Source organism: Amycolatopsis sp. lyj-90, from assembly GCF_046549035.1.
GTDB lineage: Bacteria > Actinomycetota > Actinomycetes > Mycobacteriales > Pseudonocardiaceae > Amycolatopsis.
Genome location: NZ_JAJPWP010000003.1, coordinates 217,826 through 235,872 on the forward strand (window position 1 = coordinate 217,826; position 18,047 = coordinate 235,872).

General features: G+C 68.8%; 18 protein-coding genes. 8 read left to right on the plus strand and 10 right to left on the minus strand.

All coding sequences use genetic code 11. From position 1 onward, the window contains the following. Positions 1-8: 8 nt before the first annotated feature. Positions 9-629: a DUF2537 domain-containing protein gene (locus ACLJPX_RS12435; protein WP_101610851.1), complete on the plus strand. Its 621-nt coding sequence runs from the start codon at positions 9-11 to the stop codon at positions 627-629. Positions 630-660: 31 nt separating this feature from the next. Beyond that, entirely contained in the window at positions 661-1,026 is a 366-nt protein-coding gene (locus ACLJPX_RS12440; RefSeq protein ID WP_410600205.1) for an MmcQ/YjbR family DNA-binding protein, read from the plus strand. 36 nt (positions 1,027-1,062) lie between these two features. On the opposite strand, the gene sepH is transcribed toward ACLJPX_RS12440, so the two are convergent. From sepH to ACLJPX_RS12460, 4 genes are all read right to left on the minus strand, one after another. Then, positions 1,063-1,908 (minus strand): septation protein SepH, encoded by an 846-nt coding sequence (gene sepH, locus ACLJPX_RS12445; RefSeq protein WP_410600206.1) that lies wholly within the window; start codon positions 1,906-1,908, stop codon positions 1,063-1,065. A gap of 189 nt (positions 1,909-2,097) precedes the next feature. Further along, positions 2,098-3,264: an ATP-binding protein gene (locus ACLJPX_RS12450; RefSeq protein ID WP_410600207.1), complete on the minus strand. Its 1,167-nt coding sequence runs from the start codon at positions 3,262-3,264 to the stop codon at positions 2,098-2,100. Then, positions 3,261-3,920 carry a response regulator transcription factor gene (locus ACLJPX_RS12455; protein WP_101610847.1) on the minus strand — a complete coding sequence of 220 codons (660 nt, stop codon included), beginning with the start codon at positions 3,918-3,920 and terminating at the stop codon, positions 3,261-3,263. Before ACLJPX_RS12455 ends, ACLJPX_RS12450 begins: the two co-directional genes overlap by 4 nt. Before the next feature lie 609 nt (positions 3,921-4,529). Beyond that, positions 4,530-6,332, minus strand: coding sequence for an alpha-L-fucosidase (locus ACLJPX_RS12460; protein ID WP_410600208.1), 1,803 nt, complete (start codon positions 6,330-6,332; stop codon positions 4,530-4,532). 230 nt (positions 6,333-6,562) lie between these two features. On the opposite strand from ACLJPX_RS12460, the gene ACLJPX_RS12465 reads away from it, so the two are divergent. From ACLJPX_RS12465 to ACLJPX_RS12485, 5 genes are all read left to right on the plus strand, one after another. Beyond that, on the plus strand, positions 6,563-7,120 hold the full coding sequence (locus tag ACLJPX_RS12465; RefSeq protein WP_410600209.1) for a hypothetical protein: 558 nt from the start codon (positions 6,563-6,565) through the stop codon (positions 7,118-7,120). Further along, positions 7,117-8,217, plus strand: a complete 1,101-nt coding sequence (locus ACLJPX_RS12470) for a peptidoglycan-binding protein (protein ID WP_410600210.1) — start codon at positions 7,117-7,119, stop codon at positions 8,215-8,217. Before ACLJPX_RS12465 ends, ACLJPX_RS12470 begins: the two co-directional genes overlap by 4 nt. After that, the gene (locus tag ACLJPX_RS12475; RefSeq protein ID WP_101610843.1) at positions 8,214-8,900 is read left to right on the plus strand and encodes an ABC transporter ATP-binding protein; all 687 of its coding nucleotides are present in this window, start codon (positions 8,214-8,216) and stop codon (positions 8,898-8,900) included. Before ACLJPX_RS12470 ends, ACLJPX_RS12475 begins: the two co-directional genes overlap by 4 nt. Further along, complete coding sequence (locus tag ACLJPX_RS12480; protein ID WP_410600211.1) at positions 8,897-10,117, plus strand: ABC transporter permease; 1,221 nt, start codon at positions 8,897-8,899, stop codon at positions 10,115-10,117. Before ACLJPX_RS12475 ends, ACLJPX_RS12480 begins: the two co-directional genes overlap by 4 nt. A 92-nt stretch (positions 10,118-10,209) precedes the next feature. Further along, positions 10,210-11,409 carry a glycosyltransferase 87 family protein gene (locus tag ACLJPX_RS12485; RefSeq protein ID WP_410600212.1) on the plus strand — a complete coding sequence of 400 codons (1,200 nt, stop codon included), beginning with the start codon at positions 10,210-10,212 and terminating at the stop codon, positions 11,407-11,409. 1 nt (position 11,410) lies between these two features. On the opposite strand, the gene serC is transcribed toward ACLJPX_RS12485, so the two are convergent. Next, a complete protein-coding gene (gene serC / locus ACLJPX_RS12490; protein WP_410600213.1) occupies positions 11,411-12,538 on the minus strand; it encodes a phosphoserine transaminase in 1,128 nt (375 codons plus the stop codon). Positions 12,539-12,653: 115 nt separating this feature from the next. Here serC and ACLJPX_RS12495 point away from each other — a divergent pair, with 115 nt between their 5' ends. Then, positions 12,654-12,971, plus strand: coding sequence for a hypothetical protein (locus tag ACLJPX_RS12495; RefSeq protein WP_101610839.1), 318 nt, complete (start codon positions 12,654-12,656; stop codon positions 12,969-12,971). A 192-nt stretch (positions 12,972-13,163) separates the two neighbouring features. Here the strand turns inward: ACLJPX_RS12495 and ACLJPX_RS12500 are convergent, their stop codons facing one another. The 5 genes from ACLJPX_RS12500 to ACLJPX_RS12520 are packed head-to-tail and all read right to left on the minus strand — an operon-like array spanning position 13,164 to position 17,953. Next, the gene (locus tag ACLJPX_RS12500; RefSeq protein ID WP_410600214.1) at positions 13,164-14,510 is read right to left on the minus strand and encodes a serine hydrolase domain-containing protein; all 1,347 of its coding nucleotides are present in this window, start codon (positions 14,508-14,510) and stop codon (positions 13,164-13,166) included. A 14-nt stretch (positions 14,511-14,524) separates the two neighbouring features. Beyond that, positions 14,525-15,145, minus strand: a complete 621-nt coding sequence (locus ACLJPX_RS12505; protein ID WP_101610838.1) for a response regulator — start codon at positions 15,143-15,145, stop codon at positions 14,525-14,527. Then, on the minus strand, positions 15,142-16,296 hold the full coding sequence (locus ACLJPX_RS12510; protein WP_410600215.1) for a sensor histidine kinase: 1,155 nt from the start codon (positions 16,294-16,296) through the stop codon (positions 15,142-15,144). Before ACLJPX_RS12510 ends, ACLJPX_RS12505 begins: the two co-directional genes overlap by 4 nt. After that, entirely contained in the window at positions 16,293-17,117 is an 825-nt protein-coding gene (locus ACLJPX_RS12515) for an ABC transporter permease (protein ID WP_410600216.1), read from the minus strand. The genes ACLJPX_RS12510 and ACLJPX_RS12515 overlap by 4 nt, the downstream gene beginning before the upstream one ends. Then, positions 17,114-17,953: an ABC transporter ATP-binding protein gene (locus ACLJPX_RS12520; RefSeq protein ID WP_410600217.1), complete on the minus strand. Its 840-nt coding sequence runs from the start codon at positions 17,951-17,953 to the stop codon at positions 17,114-17,116. Before ACLJPX_RS12520 ends, ACLJPX_RS12515 begins: the two co-directional genes overlap by 4 nt. Positions 17,954-18,047 lie beyond the last annotated feature (94 nt).

The window sequence follows — 18,047 nt, forward strand, 5'->3', positions numbered from 1 at the left end:
GAGAACCCATGGAATTGCGGATCCGTGAGGGACGCGCGGTGCTGGCCGGGCCCGGCGGCGAAACCGCCCGCGAGGTGGACCCGCATTCACTCGCGATTGGTTCAGACCTCGCCCAGGCGTTGCACGAGTGGGCGCGCGTCGCGTCCGCGGTCGGATCCGCCGCCCGCCCCGGCGAAACCGGCACCGAGGCCGCTTCCGTGGTTTCCCAGCGGGGCCGCCAGCTCGCCCAGCGGGTCGCCGCCACGATGGGCACGTCGGTCCGGTTCGTCGACCCCGTCTCCGGCGACGGCGTCATGATCGACCCGCCCGCCCCCACTCCCCGCAACGAACTCGCGCGGCGCCTTTTCGGCACGCCGGATCCCGCCGGGGAGCCGACGCCCTGGCTGACCGGCTTGACCGTCTCCGCGTTCGCCGCGGCCGTGGTCGTCGTCGCGATGCTGGCGCTGGCGAACACCCTCGCGCGTGAGACCAACGGCTGGCTGGCGCTGCTCGCGTCCGCCGTCGTGACCGGCGGGATCACGCCGTCGCTGTGGCTGGCGCGGCGCGTCCCGATCGTGCGGTGGGCGTCCTTCGGGGCCGCCGCCGGGATCGTGATCGCGTGGATCGGCGTGCTGATCGTCGTCTTCTAGACACGTTCGCGGAACGGGGATACTGAGATCCATGGCCGGTGATCCGCTCATTTCACTCAGACGGCTGTGCCTGGTGCTGCCGGAGACCTCCGAGCGGCTCAGTCACGGCGAGCCGACCTGGTTCGTGCGCGGCAAGAAGACGTTCGTCATGTACGCCGATCGGCATCACGACGACAAGCTGGCCTTCTGGTGCCCGGCGCCGCCCGGGGCTCAGGAGGAACTGGTGAGCGCCGAGCCGGAGCGATTCTTCCGGCCGCCGTACGTCGGGCACCGGGGATGGCTCGGGGTGCGGCTGGACGTCGACGTCGACTGGGCCGAGATCGAGCGGATCGTCACCGGCGCGTACTGCCTCGTGGCGCCGAAATCCCTGATCGCGCAGGTCCCTGGACGCACGTAATGGCCCCTCCACCGGAAGGGGCCATTACGTGCGAATTCAACCTCGTTGCGATCGGACGCCCAAGAGGACGTCTTCCCAGGATGGGACTATGGGGTGGTTCTTCTTCCCCTTCGCCCGTGGAGCGGGTTCGGCCACTTCCGCCGGCTCGTCAGCCGGAGGTGGTGGCTCGATGTCTTCTTCCGGCTCCGCTATCGGCGCGTCGATCACCTTCGCGACCTGCTCTTCGGGAGCACTGTCGAGAGTGGGTTGGACGACGGCCTCCTTGGCCGGTTCCAGTGCCCGGACCGTGCGCGGAGCGCGGTAAGCGTTGGGGTTGAGCAGGACTTCGGCGTTCTCGTCGAGCGCCTGCACGGTGCCGCCGTGCGCGCCGGGCGCGAACGACCAGTGCGCGCGGTTGTCCGACCGGCCGGCCTTCCAGCTCAGCACGACGACCCACTTGCCGTCGTCGCCTCGCCAAGAGTCCCAGGTCGCCTGGCTGTAGTCGTGGCCGCGGAGACCGAACGAGTGCGCCATGACCTCGCCGAGCGTCTGCACGTCGGGGCCGTCTTCGCGGATCGGGTGCGCGCGCTGGGCCAGTTCGGCGGTACGCGAACGTTCGAGCAGGACCGGGTACGCGAACCGCTCGACACGCTGCACGGTGACACCGGCGCTGCTCGCGACCTGCTCCACGGACTCACCGGCCCGGATTCGTGCCTGGATCTCGCGTGGCCGCATTTGGCTCTCCAACTCGATCTCGATCTGGCCGAGGCGGGTGATGTCACCCCTCGCCGCCGCTCGCAGCCTCTCATCCGCGGGGAGCAGGAAACGCGTGCGGCTCGCCGGGTCTTCGCACACGATGGACTTACCGTCCTCGTGCAGCCCGACCACTCGTAGCGCTCGCATTTTCGCCTCCCCTGCTCTTCACCTTTGTGGGTGTCAACGCTAGTACGGCGCGTCGCCTTGACGTGCGAGGCGCGCCGATGTCATGTGTCCTGCTCACTATTTTGTTCATGGCAGCAAGTGCATTCTGCTGGAGCAATCCGTGGCTCGCAGAGTGACGCGCCGGACACACACCGTCACGATCGGGGGAATCTAAGGCAGCCGCACCCGGACGACCAGTCCGCCGCCCCGGCCGCCGGGTTCCGCGCCCGCGGTCCCGGCGTGCGCGGTCGCGATGGACCGGACGATCGACAGGCCGAGCCCGGCGTTGCGCGAATCCCCGGTCCGGTCGCCCGAGAGCCGCCGGAACGGCTCGAACAGCGCGGGAACGGCGTCCAGCGGCACCTGCGGGCCGGTGTTGCGCACCACCAGCGCCGGATCGCCGCCGACGTCGACGTGGATCCAGCCGCCCTTACGGTTGTAGGTGATGGCGTTGTGCACGAGGTTCGTGACCAGCCGTTCCAGGAGTACGGGGTCGCCGGACACCGTCCGCGGCCGCAGCCGCGACTCCACCGTGACGCCCGCTTCCTCGGCCATGGCCGCCGCCGACCGGATCACCGTCGCCGTGACCTCGTCCAGCCGGACGGGGCCGCGTGAGGCCAGGCCGCGATCACTGCGCGCGAGCACGAGCAGGCCTTCGATCATCCGCTCGCTGCGTTCGTTGGTGTAGATCAGGTGTTCGCCGAGTTTCCGGACCTCCGGGCTGACGTCGGGATCGGCCATCGCCACCTCGACCAGCGTGCGCTGCACCGCGAGCGGGGTCCGCAGTTCGTGGGAGGCGTTGGCGACGAAGCGTTTCTGGCTGTCGAACGACACGGCGAGCCGGTCGAGCATGCCGTCGAAGGTGTCCGCGAGTTCCTTGAGTTCGTCGTCGGGACCGTCGAGGTCGATCCGCCGGTCGAGGTTCTCGGCCTCGAGTTTCCGCGCGGTCGAAGTGATCGCGTGCAGCGGCCGCAGCACGCGGCTCGCCATCATCCAGCCGAACAGCACCGCGAGCGCGCCCGCGATCGCCAGCGCCACCAGGGATTGCCAAAGCAGCGTCGAAAGAACGTCCGAGCGGTACTCGGTGATCGAGGTCGCGACCAGTTGCGTGGCCTGAGCGCGCTCGACGGGCATGATGGTCGCCTCGTCCAGCGGATACGCCTGGGCGCGCTGGAGGGAGATCCCCGCGGCACTGTCGTTCGCGAACGCCGCCGTGTCCGGCAGGGACGAACTGACCAGCAGGTAGTTGACGATCAGCAAGGCGAGCCCGACGACCAGGAACGCCCCGCCGTAGAGCGCGGTCAGCTTGGTGCGCAGGGAAAGCCGGAGCGGTTTCATGACCCGAACCGGTAACCGGCGCCGGGCACGGTCTCGATCACCGGCGGATCGCCGAGTTTGCGCCGCAACGTCATCATCGCCACCCGGACGGCGTTCGTGAACGGGTCGGCGTGCTCGTCCCACGCCTTCTCCAGCAGTTCCTCCGCGCTGACCACGGCCCCTTCGGCGCGCATGAGCACCTCCAGTACCGCGAATTCCTTGGGGGACAAGGGAAGGAACCGGCCGTCGCGGGACGCCTGGTGCCGGGGCAGGTCGAGGACGACGCCGCCGCGTTCCAGCACCGGCGGCAGCGCCGGCCGCGCGCGCCGCGACAACGCCTGCACCCGCGCGACGAGTTCGGCGAACGCGAACGGTTTAGTCAGGTAGTCGTCGGCGCCCAGCCCCAGCCCGGCGACCCGGTCGTTGACGTCGGCGGCGGCCGTCAGCATCAGGACCCGCGCCTCGCCGCCGGTCTTGAGGACCGCGGCGCAGACCTCGTCGCCGTGCACGACGGGAAGGTCCCTGTCGAGCACGACGACGTCGTAGCCGTGCACCCCCACCCGGTCCAGGGCCTGTTCGCCGTCGTAGCAGACGTCGACGGCCATGGAGAACCGTCGCAGGCCCTCGGCGATCGTGTCCGCCAGGAGCCGCTCGTCTTCCACTACCAGCACTCTCACCAGGTCAGTCTGCCCCGGGAGGGGGTAAGCGCGGGATAAGCGTGGATCAGCCGACCGGGTGGCGTGGGTCGTGAGTGGCGTTTCGGGTTGGAGCGGACCGGTATTTGGCTACCTGTGCGTGACCAGGGCGAAGGTGTGGTGCGGTAGTCGAGGGGGTCGGTCCGGTCTCGGAGTTCGATGGCACCGGAATCTCACCGTGTCAGGTTCGAGTGTGGAGGATTTGGGACGTTGAACGTCCTGAATCCTCCACACTCGGTTGGGGTGGCGCTCACGCGTGTGTCGGGCGTTGACGATGAAGGATTTGGGACGTTGAGTGTCCCGATTCCTTCATCGTCGACGGGGGTCGGAGTGGTCTCGGGGCTTGATCAACGGAGGATCGGGGACACTCAACGTCCCCGATCCTCCGTCGATCAAGACCGTGGCACCCCCGCAACCTCGCGGACGACAGCCGAGTGGGGAGGATTTGGGACGTTGAACGTCTTAAATCCTCCCCACTCGCCCACAACGGCATCCAGAACAAAGCCCCACAAGCTCACCGAGATGACGGGATGGGCGTTCACGCGAGATCCGTCTCCAATCACGCGAGTCACGCCTTCACTCACCTTCGGTTCAGGAGGCGTGCAACTGCCGCGCCGGGATCACCTGCTGGGGAGTGTTCGGGCTGGACCACAGCAGTTTCATCGACGCCTCCCCGCCTCGTTCGGTGTGATCGAGCCGGATCGCGTACGACTTCCCGGCGACCAGGTCCAGAGTCGCTTTGTCGACGCTCGGGCCGTGCGGGGTGGTGTTGTCGATCAGGAGTTTTCCGTCGACCCACAGCCGCACGGTGTCGTCCGAAACCGTGGTGAACGTGTACTTCCCGGTGTCCCGCGCGGTGACCTGGCCGCTCCATCGCGACGAGAAGGCCTCCGCCGGGATCTTCGCGTCGGGCGAGCCGGTGAACTTCCAGTTGTGGTTCACGCCCGGCTCCACGCGGCGCACCGTCGGTGTCCCGGCGAAGTCCGCGTTCGGCCAGTACTCGGCGGTCAGGCCCGTCCCGCGTCCGGCGGGTGCCTGCGGCAGCGGATCGACATTCAGCTCGATGACGGTCGCGACGTCGTTCGTCCTGCCGCCCGACGGCGTGAGTTTCACGCTTCCGGACGACTGCTCCACGCGGACGCGCTGCCCGCTGCCGAGCACCCGCGCGTCGCGAACCCGGAAGGGCGCCAATGCGTCGAGCGTCAGCGAACCGCCCGAAGCGGGCCAGTCGAACACGGACGCGTAAAGCTTGTTGCCGCGCCTGCTGACCACGCCCCACCGGGGCTCCGCGACGAGACCCGGCGCGCCCGCGCCGTAAACGGCCGAGGACTGCTTGTTCGTCCGCAGCCAGTGCCCCATCTGCTTCAGCCGGTCGACGGATTCCTGCGGGACGCGGCCGGTGCGGTCGGGCCCGACGTTGAGCAGGAAGTTGCCGCTGCGGCCGGCGATCGACAGCAGTTTCCTGGTCAGATCCGCCGGGGACTTCCAGTTGTGGTCCCAATCGGTGTACCCCCAGCTGCCGTTGAGGGTCATGCACGACTCCCAGAGCTGGCCGTCGACAGGCTTGTCCGGGATCTCCTGTTCGGGGGTGCCGGTGTCGCCGTCGACCACCCGCCGTTTGCCGACGCGGTTGTTGACCACGATGGACGGGTCGAGGCTCCGGACGTAGGCCTCGAGTTCCTCGCCGTCCTTTTCGGACCAGGGGTTGTTCGGCCGGTCGGTGCTCCATTCGCCGTCGAACCACAGCACCGCCGGATGGTAGTCGTCGACGAGTTCCTTGAGCTGGGCGTACATCCGCTCCTTGTACTTCGGGAACGTCGCGGGATCCGGGTAGTCCGGGTCGTGCCAATCCCAGATCGAGTAGTAGAAGCCGAGTTTGACGTCGCGGACGGCCGTCGCGCGCTTCAGTTCGGCGAGGATGTCCCGGTTCTTGTCGAACGACGAATGATCGCGAAGGTTGAACTTGTTGACCTTCGTCGGCCACATCGCGTAGCCCTCGTGGTGCTTCGACGTGATCACCACGTACTTCTGCCCGGCGTCCTTCGCCGTCTGCGCGATGGCGTTCGCGTCGAAACCGGACGGGTTGAACTTCGCGGCCATCTGCTCGTACTCGGCGCGCGGGATCTGGCAGTTCCGCTGGATCCATTCCGCGTCCTGGCAAACGCTTCCATCAGGGCGCTGGTACTTCCCCTGCAACTGGGAGTACGCGCCGAAGTGGATGAACTGGCCGAAGCGGTCGTCGCGCCACCAGCGTGTCCGGTCGGCGGTGAAGGGGTCGTCGTAGGCGTGGTCGGACGGGAGCGGCGCGGCCTGCGTGACGGCGGGTGAGACGCCGAGCGCGGTGGTCGCGATGACGAGGGCCGCCAGGGCCCTGAGTGGCTTGCGGCGATTCATGCACTCCTCCTCGCTGAGGTGTGGACGCCGAGGACTCTAAGAAGCCAGAGATCCGATGTGAACCTCCGAAAGGCTCATCAGAGGGCTAGTTCACCCGTAAAGACGGTAGATACATCCGATCTCTGTGTCGCTGAGTGGGACTGTAAGCGCCGCATAAGCGACTTCGCTTACCGCGCCGGAATCGCCGTTTCCGTAGAAATCGGTTCGCCAAGACGACCGAAGGAGCAGCGATGCGGAAACGACCGATGGCGGTACTGATCGCCGGAGCGGTCCTCACGCTGGTGTCCGGCTGCGGCGGTGGCGGGGACGGCGGCGACAAGGTCGCCTCGATCTCGTCGCCGCCCGCCGCCGGTGCCGGCGACGGGAAACAGGCCGACAACGTGTCCGATGAGGACAAGAGGCGCAACTTCGCGAAATGCATGCGCGAGCACGGGGTCAACATGCCCGACCCCAAGACCGACTCGAACGGCCAGGACACGATCACCCTCGACGCGGGCGACGTCCCGCTCGACGAGAAGAAGATGAAGGCCGCGGACGAGGCGTGCCGCAAGCTGCTGCCGAACGGTGGCGAGATCAAGCCGCCGACGCCGGAAGAGCTCGACAAGATGCGCAAGGAAGCCAAGTGCATGCGCGACCACGGCATCGACTTCCCGGACCCCGACCCCGACCCCGGCAAGGGTGGCGCCGCCATCGCGCTGGGTGACGCGGGTGGCGATCCCAAGAAGTTCGAAGACGCGGCGAAGGCCTGCGGTCTCGGCATGAGCATGAGGGTGGCCCCGGCGAAATGAGCGAACACGAAGGACCCGGCGGCGCACGGCGTTCGCGCCGGGCACGCTGGTTCATCATCGCGGCGGTCCTGGTCGTCGTGGTCGGGACGATGTCGGTGGTCGTGCTGACCCGCGTCACGTCGGAGGCCCAGCAGGTCGGGCAGGCGCCGCCTCCGGTGGAGACCGCGAAGGTCGAGAAGACCGACCTGCAGGAGGAAGAAGAGGCGAACGGAACGCTGGGCTACGGCGCGGAAAACGCCCTCGCCGGCCGGAAGCAGGGGACCGTCACGTCCCTTCCGGACGCGGGTTCGGTGCTCGCCCGCGGCAAGGCCGTGTACGGCGTCGACGCCAAACCGGTGCCGTTGTTCTACGGCACGCTGCCGTTCTTCCGTGACCTCGCGGACGGGGCCACGGACGGCCCGGACGTCAAGCAACTGGAAGAGAACCTGAAGGCGCTGGGTTTCGGCGGCTTCGGCACGCCGGACAAGAAGTTCACCTCGGCCACCGCCGCCGCGATCAAGAAATGGCAGAAGTCGCTGGGAGTGGAGCAGACCGGCACCTTCGGCCAGGGCGACGCCGTCCTCGCGCCCGGCGAGATCCGGGTTTCGCAGGTCGCCGCGCAGCTCGGCGGCCCCGGCGGCGGTGACCTGCTGAAGTACACCGGCACCGAACGTCAGGTCGAGGTCAAACTCGACGCCGCCAAGCAGGCCATCGCCAAGACGGGGGACAAGGTCGGGATCGACATCACCGGCGGCAAGACCGCGACCGGCGTGATCACCGAGGTCGGCAAGGTCGCGGAAACCGGCAAGGACGCCGCAGGGCAGGACGACGGCAAACCGAAGATCAAGGTGAAGATCAAGCTGGACGATCCGGCCGCGGCGGGATCGCTCGATTCGACGCCGGTCTCGGTGCGGTTCACCAAGGAAGTCCACAGTGGAGTGCTGGCGGTCCCGGTCGGAGCGCTGCTCGCGCTAGCCGAGGGCGGGTACGCCGTCGAGGTCGACGAAGGCGGCAAGCGGCGGCTCATCGCGGTGAAGACCGGCCTGTTCTCCGGCGGCCGCGTCGAAGTCACCGGAACCGGCCTCACCGCCGGGATGCGGGTGGTGACGACGTCATGACCCCGGTGCTGGCCGTGCGCAACGCCTCGCGCACCTATCCCGGCGGCGTGCGCGCCCTGCACGAAGTCACCCTGTCCATTGAGGACAGGGAGATGGTCGCCATCCTCGGGCCGTCCGGTTCGGGAAAGTCGACACTGCTGCAGCTGATGGGCACGCTCGACCGGCCGACCAACGGCGTCATCGAACTGCGCGGACACGACGTCGCGAAGTTGCCGGACCGCAAGCTTTCCGCGTTGCGGTCGCGGTGGATCGGCTTCGTGTTCCAGCAGTTCTTCCTCAGCGAGGGGGTGAGCGCGGTCGACAACGTCGCGACGGGGCTGCTGTACGCGGGGGTGCCGCGGCGGAAACGGCACGAGCGGGCGCTGGCCGCGCTCGACAGGGTCGGCCTCGCGCACCGGGCCACCCATTTCCCGAACGAGCTCTCCGGCGGGGAACGGCAGCGGGTGGCGATCGCGCGGGCGGTCGTCAACTCGCCGTCGATCCTGCTGGCCGACGAGCCGACCGGGAACCTCGACACGGGCAACGGGGCGGCGATCCTCAACCTGCTCGCCACGTTGAGTTCGCAGGGGACGACGGTCGTGATCATCACGCACGACCGGGAGATCGCGGCGGGGATCCCGCGGCGGATCGAGCTGCGGGACGGCCGGATCCGGCTCGACACCGGGACGGGGGTGCTGGTGTGAGCGCACCCGTCCTCGACAAGGTGCCGACGCCGAATCCGGCCCGGCTCGGCCCGCGTGACGTGCTGACCCTCGGCGCGCACGGGATGCGGACGCGGCCGATGCGCGCGGTGCTGTCCGCGCTCGGCATCGGGATCGGGATCGCCGCGATGGTGGCGGTGCTCGCGATCCCGGCGTCGGGCGCGAAGGCGTTGCAAGATCAGCTGTCCGCGCTCGGCACCAACCTGCTCTCGGCGGGGCCTGGCAAGACGATGTTCGGCGGCGACGCGACCCTGCCGGACAGCGCGGTGCCGATGGCGAAGCGGATCGCCCCGGTCACGGCGGCGTCCGCGACCGGGAGCACCGGCGGGTCCGTGCGGCGCACGGACAAGATCCCCAAGGACGAGACGTCCGGCCTCGGCGTCTACGCGGCGACGCCGGACCTTCTCGACGTCATCGGGGGGGCCGTCCGCACCGGGCAGTTCCTCCGTGACGCGACTCGTGACTACCCGGTCGCCGTGCTGGGTTCGGTCGCGGCCGCGCGGCTCGGGATCGACCGCATCGACCCGGCCAAACCGCCGCAGGTGTTCATCGGCGGGCAGTGGTTCACCGTGGGCGGGATTCTCGGGCCGACGCCGCTGGCGCCCGAGATCGAGCGCTCGGTGCTGGTCGGCTGGGATGTCGCGAAGCGGCTTCTCGGCTTCAAGGGGCATCCGAGCACGGTGTACGTCCGGGCGAAGGACTCGCAGGTAGAGAACGTCCGATCGGTGCTCGCGCAGACGATGAACCCGGAGGCGCCGAACGAGGTCGAGGTGCGACGTCCGTCGGAGGCGTTGGAGGCGCAGAAGCTGACCGAGAACACCTACAGCGCCCTGTTCCTCGGGCTCGGCGGGGTGGCGTTGCTGGTCGGTGGCGTCGGGGTGGCCAACACGATGGTGATCTCGGTGCTGGAGCGGCGCCGGGAGATCGGCCTCCGCCGCGCGCTCGGCGCGACGAAACGGCAGGTGAGAGGCCAGTTCTTGGCCGAGTCGGTGCTGTTGTCCGGGCTCGGCGGGATCGCCGGGGTGCTGGTCGGCGTGCTCGTGACGTCCGGGTACGCGCTGAGCCAGGGCTGGCCGGCGGTGCTGCCCGTCGGCGCGCTGCTCGGCGGGGTCGGGGTCTCGGCACTGGTCGGTGCCGTCGCCGGTGCCTATCCGGCGATGCGCGCGGCCAGGCTCCCGCCGACCCAGGCCCTCGCCTGACCCGCGTTTCGTCCTCTGGTTGCGGTAGTCGGTACTCCCCACTACCGCAACCAGAGGACTACTTGCGTGGTGGCGGTGGGTAACCTCGCCGGGTGCTGGTGGGATTGTCGGGGCGGAAACTCGCGGGGGCGCTGATCGCGCTCGAAGTCGTCGTGGTCGCCGTGCTGTTCACCCTGAAGGTGTTCGACGGCCAGGACCTCGAGGTCTACATCGGCGGCGCGCGCCTGCTCGTCGACTCGGGCGACCCGTACGGCACCTGGGTGCAGACGCACGGGGGCTGGCTGCCCTTCACCTACACACCGTTCGCCGCGGCGGTGTTCCTGCCCGGCACCCTGGTTTCCGCCGCGCTCGCCACGAGACTGGTCGGGCTCGCGTCGATCATCGCGGGCGGGATCGTCGTCTACCTCTTCGTCGCGACGCTCAACGGCTCGCTCACCGACCGATCCGCGGTGCGGGGCCGCGCCATCGCCGTGTTGGCGGCGATCGGTGCGCAGGCGGCGGGCGGCGTCATGGAGCCTGTCCGCTCGACGCTGGGTTTCGGCCAGATCAACACCCTGCTGATGCTGATGGTCGTCCTCGACGCCCTGCTCCCGGGACGCGCCCGCACGAAGGGGCTGCTGATCGGCGTCGCCGCGGCGATCAAGCTCACCCCGGCCTTCTTCATCCTGTTCTTCTTGTTCCGCAAGGATTTCCGCTCCGCGGCCCGGGTCGTGGCCGGTTTCCTCGGCGCGGGCGCGCTGATGTGGCTGGCCGCGCCAGGCGCGTCGGCGAAGTTCTGGACGAACATCCTCTTCGACACCAGCCGCATCGGCGACAGCGGTTACGTCGGGAACCAGTCGTTGCGCGGGATGCTCGCGCGGTTCGGGCTCGGATCGGCGGAGTCCGTCGTCTGGGTGGCGGCCGCGATCGTGGTGGTCGCGCTGACCGGGTTCGTGATCGTGCGCCTCGCGGAACCGGTGTTCGCGCTGACCGCCTGCGCGATCGGCGGGCTGCTGGTCTCGCCGGTGTCCTGGACGCATCACTGGATCTGGTGCGTCCCGATCCTCGCGCTGCTCGTCTGGATGCGATCGATCGTTTCGTACGCGCTCGCGGTGGTGACGGTGGCGCTGTTCGTCGTCGCGCCGATGTGGCTGGCGCCGCGGCCCGCCGGGAGCTTCGGCTGGTGGCTGGCGACGGAATCCTTTGTGCTGTACGGCCTTCTGCTGCTGGTGCTGGCCGCGATCTTCCCCAAATACGTGAAGGCCTCCTTCCCTACGCTCAAGGTAGGGAAGGAGGCCTTCACGGAAAGCTAGCTCAGCCCAGGCGCTCGACGACGTACTCGATGCTCTGGGTCAGCTTCGTGATGTCGTCCGGGTCGATGGCCGGGAACAGGCCGACGCGCAGCTGGTTGCGGCCCAGCTTCCGGTACGGCTCGGTGTCGACGATCCCGTTGGCGCGCAGCACCTTCGCCACCGCGGCGGCGTCCACCTCGTCGGCGAAGTCGATGGTGCCGACGACCTGCGAGCGCAGCGACGGGTCGCTGACGAACGGCGTCGTGTACGAGGTCTTCTCGGCCCATTCGTACAGCCGGGTCGACGAGTCGAGGGTGCGCGCGGTGGTCCACTCGAGACCACCGTTGGAGTTCATCCACTCGATCTGGTCGGCCAGCAGGAACAGCGTCGACACCGCCGGGGTGTTGTACGTCTGGTCCTTGCGGGAGTTGTCGAGCGCCGTGGTCAGCGACAGGAACTCGGGGATCCAGCGGTCGCTCGCGCCGATCTCGCCGATGCGCTCGACCGCGGCGGGCGAGGCCAGCGCGATCCAGAGGCCACCGTCGGCGGCGAAGGACTTCTGGGGCGCGAAGTAGTAGACGTCGAAGTCCTCGGCCTTGACCGGCAGGCCGCCCGCGCCGGAGGTGGCGTCGATGGCGACGAGTGCGCCTTCACTGCCTTCTGGGCGGCGGACCGGCACGGCGACACCGGTCGAGGTCTCGTTGTGCGCCCAGCCGACCAGGTCGGCACCGGCCTGGTAGGCGATCTCGGGCGCGGTGCCCGGGTCGGACTTGACGACGATCGGGTCGGCGAGGAACGGGGCGCCCTTGGTCACCGTGGCGAACTTCGAGGAGAACTCGCCGTAGGTGAAGTGCTGCGAACGTTCCCGCACGAGGCCGAACGCGGCGGCGTCCCAGAATGCGGTCGTGCCGCCGTTGCCGAGGACCACTTCGTAGCCTTCGGGCAGGGAGAACAATTCGGACAGACCCGCACGCACGCGGCCGACGAGGGACTTCACCGGCTTCTGGCGGTGCGAGGTGCCGAGGTAGGTGGCACCGGATTTCGCCAGGTTGGCGAGCTGCTCGTCACGGACCTTGGACGGTCCGCAGCCGAAGCGGCCATCGGCAGGCTTCAGGTCCGCGGGGAGGGTCAACTCAGGTGCGTCGGTCATGTGCCCAGTCTCTCAGGTCGGGATGGGCCTGCTGACAGTTGGTGCCGCGTGTCCGGCATGTGAGATCGGTGAACTGGCTCCCGTCACGGCCGACCGCCGGGTAGCTTCTCGCCTCATGGCGACAGTGCACGAGCGATTCCCCCTGCCCCCCGAGGCGTTGTGGCAGGCCCTCCCGAACGGGGTCACCGCGGTCAAGGGACAGAACCCGTTCTACGACGCGGCCGCCGGCTACGTCACCTTCTCGACCAAGCTCGGCTTCTTCAGCTACGGGCAGACTGTCACCGTGAAGGTCGAGCGGACGTCGGAGGGTTCGGGCCTGGCGATCCAGACGAGCCTGAAGTTCGGCTTCGTCGACTGGGGCGAGGGAAAGCGCATCGCCCGCAAGTTCATCGCGGCCGTCGGCGACACCGTCGGGCACACTCCGGCCGCTTGACACTGTCGTGAGTGGCGATTCGGGTTAGTGCCGAAGGGGTCTTAGGTACCTGCTGATTGTGGCTGGAGGCCTTCACCCCTTTCCCGAGTACATGAAGGCCCCCTTCCTGTACCTAGGCGCAAGGAAGGGGGCCTTCATGTACTGCGGGGGCGAGCCAGGGCTGCGGTCGCCACTCACGACCCGCTGGACCGGTCAGCGCCAGCCGTCGGGGTCGACACCGCCCGGGATGGGCGCGGCCGGGTCGAACGGCGTCCGCGAGAAGATGAACGTCGCGAGGTCGAGGTGGTTCGGCTTGCCCGCCGCGTCCCGGCCGACCCGCAGCGTCTCGCCCGCGTAGTACGCGTCGAGGCCGATCCAGGTGTCGTCACCGAGCGGCGCGAACCGCGACGCGCGGCCGGGGCCGTCGGTCGGCGCGAGGGAGAACAGGCCGTCCGGGAGCAGTCGCAGGTGGTACGGCGTCGGGCCCCAGTGCCACAACCCGGTCAGCTCCAGCAGCTTCGGGTCCACAGTGGACGGCTGCCATTCCGTGGGCAGCGACGGCTCGTGGGTCTCGGTCAGCGTGATCAGGTCGAGGCACAGCTGCGTGATGCCGACGCCCGCCGTCGAGTTCGTCAGCACCAGCGCGCCGATGCCGGCGTTCGCGTCGATCAGGGAGCAGGCGAGGAAGCCCGGCATCGACCCGGTGTGCCCGGCCAGCCGCCTGCCCTGCGTGCGGACCAGCATGATCCCGAGGCCGAAGCCGGTGGTCCAGGTGTCGCCGTCGTCCACGGTGACCATTTCGCGCATCTCGGCGACGGTCTCCTCGCTCAGCACACCGCCGGTGTTGCCACCGAGGAACGCCGTCCAGCGGGCGAGGTCGGTGACCGTCGACCACAGCTGCCCGGCGGGCGCCATCGCGCCCGCGTCCGGCGACGGCTCCGGCATGAGGACGTCGGCGAAGGGGTGTACGGCGAAGCCGCTCGCGTGCGCGCCTTCCGGATGCGGCGAGGTCCGGGTCATGCCGAGCGGGCCGAGGATCTCGGCGCGGACGACGTCCAGCCACGACTGCCCGCGGTGCCGGGCGACCAGCTCGCCGAGCACGCCGTAACCGACGTTGCTGTAGTGGAACCGGCTGCCCGGCCGCAGCCGCGTCGCGCCGTCCTTGAGGCTTTCGACGAGCGCGGCCCAGTCGGCGCCCACCGTGCGCTCCCACCAGGAACCGGGCGATTCCGCGGTCAGGCCGGAGGTGTGCGAGAGCAGCTGAGCGATGGTGGCCGAGCCGAACGCGGTGCCCGGCAGGTGCTTTTCGAGCGGGTCGTTGAGGTCGAGCTTGCCTTCGTCGCGCAGGCGCAGGACGGCGGTCGCGACGAGGGTCTTGGTGATCGAGCCGAGCCGGTACTGCGTGTCGTCGTCCGGTGTCTCGCCATTGACGCGGCCACGCGCCCCTGACCAGGCGATTTCACCATCGCGGACGACAGCGGCGACGAGGGACGGGGCGCGGCACGAGGATTGCTCGTGCGCGAGGCGGCGAAGCAGCGCCAATTCGGTCGTGGCAAGCATGAGATGCATTGTGCCTACCCGAGCAGGCCCAGCCGCATAGCGGTGGTCACGGCGGCCGTCCGGTCCGAAACGTCCAGTTTGCCGAACACGCGCAGCAGGTGGGTCTTGACGGTCGCCTCGCTGATGTGGAGTGCCCGCCCGATGTCGGCGTTCGTGTTTCCCTGCGCCACCAGCCGCAGCACCTCGATCTCTCGCGCCGACAGCGGCGACGCCGTCGGGTTGCGTACCCGGTTCACCAGCTTCCCGGCGACCGAAGGCGCCAAGACCGTCTCGCCGCGTGACGCCGCTCGGATCGCTCCGGCCAGCTCTGTGCGTGAAGCGTCTTTCAGCAGGTAGCCGGAGGCGCCCGCCTCGACGGCGCGCAGGATGTCCGCGTCCGTCTCGTAGGTGGTGAGCACGACGACTCGCTGCCCCGGCCGGTCGGCGAGGATCTTGCGGGTCGCGCCGACGCCGTCGAGACCGGGCATCCGCAGATCCATCAGGATCACGTCCGGCTGCTTGACCCGGCTCAGCGCGACGGCCTCGTCGCCGGAACCAGCCTCCCCGATGACACTCAGATCCGGCTCGGCCTCCAGCATGCCGCGCAGGCCTTCCCGTACCACGGGGTGATCGTCGACCAGCATGATCGTGATCACGCGGGCACCTCCAGTTCCAGCGTCGTCCCCGCACCGGGTTCGCTCTTCAATGCCACGATGCCACCGACCTGATCGGCCCGTGCCCGCATCCCCGCCAGGCCGAAGCCGCCGGTGGGTTCGGCGGGGTCGAACCCCGCGCCGTCGTCGGTCACGCCGAGCCGGACCCTTCCCTCCACAACGGACAGCCGGAGGGAAACCCTGGTGGCGCGGGAGTGTTTGCGGATGTTGCTGAGTGCCTCCTGCGCCCCTCGCAGCAGGACGACCTCGGTGGCCATCGGCAGCGCGGGCAGCGGGCCGTCGATCTCGATCGCCGCCTCGATGCCCGCTTCTTCGGTCAGCCGTTCGACCTGCCGCCGCAGGGCCTCCTCCAGGGAGTCGGAGGCGAGCGCGGACGGCCCCTGCGCCGCGACCATCGCCCGCGCCTCGGTCAGGTTCTCCCGCGCCGTCCGCGCCGCCAGTTCCAGGTGGCGCCGGGCCGCTTTCGGATCGGTGTCCATTTCGGACTCGATGGCCTGGGTGAGCGTGACGATGCTGGTGAAGCCCTGCGCGAGCGTGTCGTGGATCTCGCGGGCCATCCGCTCGCGTTCGGCGGCCGTGCCCGCCTCTCGGGAGAGCCGGGAAACCTCCGCCTGACTGGCTTCCAGTTTTTCGATCAGCACGGCCCGGGCCTTGCTCTGTTCGATGATCTGCGTGGTGTAGCGGCCGGCCAGGAGGCTGAAGATGACCAGGATCGCCGTCATCGGCAGCAGGACCGGCTGTTCGTCGATCCCGCCCCGGACGAGCAAGGACAAGGGGGTCAGCAGCACCGCCGCCGTGGTGAGGATCGACGCGGTCTTCGTCGGCAACGTCATGTAGAGCAGCGGGCAGACCAGGAACAGGATGAAACTCGAATTGCCTGCGGCGAAGACGGCGCCCACCAGCAGGACCATCATGATCGTGACGAACAACCAAGGCGTGTACTCGTAGTCCGGCCCGGTGACGAGGCGGCGTCCGCGGACGAGGTAGACCACGCCGATGCCGCCGAGGCACAGTACGGCGATGACCTTGTTGACGGTTTCGCCGTCTTCGAAGAGCACCAGGCCCGTCGTCGCGACGTAGGTGATCGAGAAGAGGACTTCCCAGAGCCAGAAGGACCGCTCCCAGGCGTTCACTTGCCTTCGTTCGACCAGCGGAACGTCAGCTTCGCCAGCAGCAGCCCCGCGACGCACCACGCCGTCAGCACCAGTGCCACCATCGGAAGTTCCCATGTCCCCGCCATTTCCTGTGTCGCGGCTTCGGCCGGCAGGAACACCGAGCGGAAGCCCTGGCAGATCCACTTCACCGGGAAGAACGAAGCGATGTCGACCATAACCTTCGGCAGGTTGGTGATCGGCGTGACGAACACCCCGGAGACGAACTGCAGCGCGATGTAGATCAGGTTGGTCACCGCGACCGCGCCACTGACCGTCTTGGTCACCGAACTGAGCGCGATGCCCAGCAGTGTGCAGCTGGTGATGCCGAGCAGGAAGACCCAGACCGCGGTCAGCAGCTTCATCGGGTCGGTGGGCATTTCCAGGTCGAACAGCAGGCTGCCGACGATCGACATCAGCACCACCTGGGCGATGCTGGTGAAACCGACCAGGATGATCTTGCCGATGAAGTAGGACGCGGCGGGCATCGGCGTTCCGCGCAGCCGTTTCAGCGCCCCGAGCTCGCGATCGGACGCGAGGTTGATCCCGATGCTGTTGAACGACGTCGAGACGATGCCGGAGCCGATCATGCCCGCCGCCAGCACCTGGCCGGTGGTGATCGCCATGCCGGGCATCGAGGAGTTCAGCATCGAGCCGAGCAGGATCATCAGCAGGGACGGGAAGGCGAAGGTGAAGATCACCTGTTCCCGGATGCGGAAGAACTGACGGAGTTCGGCGGCGCCCCGGAGGAGGCCGAGGGACCAGGTGCCGGGGAGTTTGCCCTGGTGGGTCAGCGTCGTCATCGGGCTTCTCCGATCAGATCGAGGTAGGTCTCTTCGAGGGTGGGCCGGTGCACGGTCAGCTCCGACGGCTCGCGGCCGTTCGCGGACAGCTCGCGGACGAGCTTGGCCGGGTAGTGCGTGCGCTCCTGGTGGCTGCCGTTCTCGTCGGCCCAGCGGACTGTGGCCTCCGCGTTCGCGCGGCCGCCCAGCGTCTGCGGCGTCCCCTCGGCGACGATCGCGCCGCGCGTGATGACCGCGACGCGGTCGGCCAGCGCCTCGGCCTCGTCGAGATAGTGGGTGGTGAGCAGGATCGTGGTGCCTTCTTGGGCGAGACTCCTGATCAGCTCCCAGAACTGACGCCGGGCCGCCGGGTCGAAACCGGTGGTGGGCTCGTCCAGGAACACCAGCTCGGGCCGCCCGATGATCCCGAGCGCGACGTCGACACGGCGCCGTTGCCCGCCCGAAAGGCTCTTCACACGGGCGCCCGCCTTCTCGGTCAGGCCGACCTTCTCGATCACTTCGCCGGCGTCACGGGGATTCGGGTAGTAGCGGGCGTAGTGCCGGACGGTCTCGGCGACGGTGAGCTCGGCGGCGTCGTTGGCCGTCTGCAGCACGATCCCCAGCCGCGCCCGCCATGCCCGGCCCGCGGTGCCGGGATCCTCGCCGAGGACGTCGACCTCGCCGTCCGTCCGCTTGCGGTGCCCCTCCAGGATCTCGACCGTCGTCGTCTTGCCCGCGCCGTTGGGTCCCAGCAGGGCGAAGACCTCACCCTGCTCGATGTCGAGGTCGATACCCCCGACGGCCGTGTGGCCCGGATACTCCTTGCGCAGGCCGCGCACTTTCACTGCCGTTTTCATACGTCGATCGTGCTGTGCGGGACGGGTTGTACGGGACGTCCGCAGGACTGAACCCGGCTGTCAACCGTTCGGTGGACACCGGTGTCACCGCCCC

What these genes read in the sequence shown, in the direction of transcription:
- ACLJPX_RS12435 (WP_101610851.1), top strand. Translation starts at nt 9, where the DNA reads ATGGAATTGCGGATCCGTGAGGGACGCGCGGTGCTGGCCGGGCCCGGC.
- ACLJPX_RS12440 (WP_410600205.1), top strand. Translation starts at nt 661, where the DNA reads ATGGCCGGTGATCCGCTCATTTCACTCAGACGGCTGTGCCTGGTGCTG.
- sepH (WP_410600206.1), bottom strand. Translation starts at nt 1,908, where the DNA reads ATGCGAGCGCTACGAGTGGTCGGGCTGCACGAGGACGGTAAGTCCATC.
- ACLJPX_RS12450 (WP_410600207.1), bottom strand. Translation starts at nt 3,264, where the DNA reads ATGAAACCGCTCCGGCTTTCCCTGCGCACCAAGCTGACCGCGCTCTAC.
- ACLJPX_RS12460 (WP_410600208.1), bottom strand. Translation starts at nt 6,332, where the DNA reads ATGAATCGCCGCAAGCCACTCAGGGCCCTGGCGGCCCTCGTCATCGCG.
- ACLJPX_RS12465 (WP_410600209.1), top strand. Translation starts at nt 6,563, where the DNA reads ATGCGGAAACGACCGATGGCGGTACTGATCGCCGGAGCGGTCCTCACG.
- ACLJPX_RS12470 (WP_410600210.1), top strand. Translation starts at nt 7,117, where the DNA reads ATGAGCGAACACGAAGGACCCGGCGGCGCACGGCGTTCGCGCCGGGCA.
- ACLJPX_RS12475 (WP_101610843.1), top strand. Translation starts at nt 8,214, where the DNA reads ATGACCCCGGTGCTGGCCGTGCGCAACGCCTCGCGCACCTATCCCGGC.
- serC (WP_410600213.1), bottom strand. Translation starts at nt 12,538, where the DNA reads ATGACCGACGCACCTGAGTTGACCCTCCCCGCGGACCTGAAGCCTGCC.
- ACLJPX_RS12495 (WP_101610839.1), top strand. Translation starts at nt 12,654, where the DNA reads ATGGCGACAGTGCACGAGCGATTCCCCCTGCCCCCCGAGGCGTTGTGG.
- ACLJPX_RS12500 (WP_410600214.1), bottom strand. Translation starts at nt 14,510, where the DNA reads ATGCTTGCCACGACCGAATTGGCGCTGCTTCGCCGCCTCGCGCACGAG.
- ACLJPX_RS12515 (WP_410600216.1), bottom strand. Translation starts at nt 17,117, where the DNA reads ATGACGACGCTGACCCACCAGGGCAAACTCCCCGGCACCTGGTCCCTC.
- ACLJPX_RS12520 (WP_410600217.1), bottom strand. Translation starts at nt 17,953, where the DNA reads ATGAAAACGGCAGTGAAAGTGCGCGGCCTGCGCAAGGAGTATCCGGGC.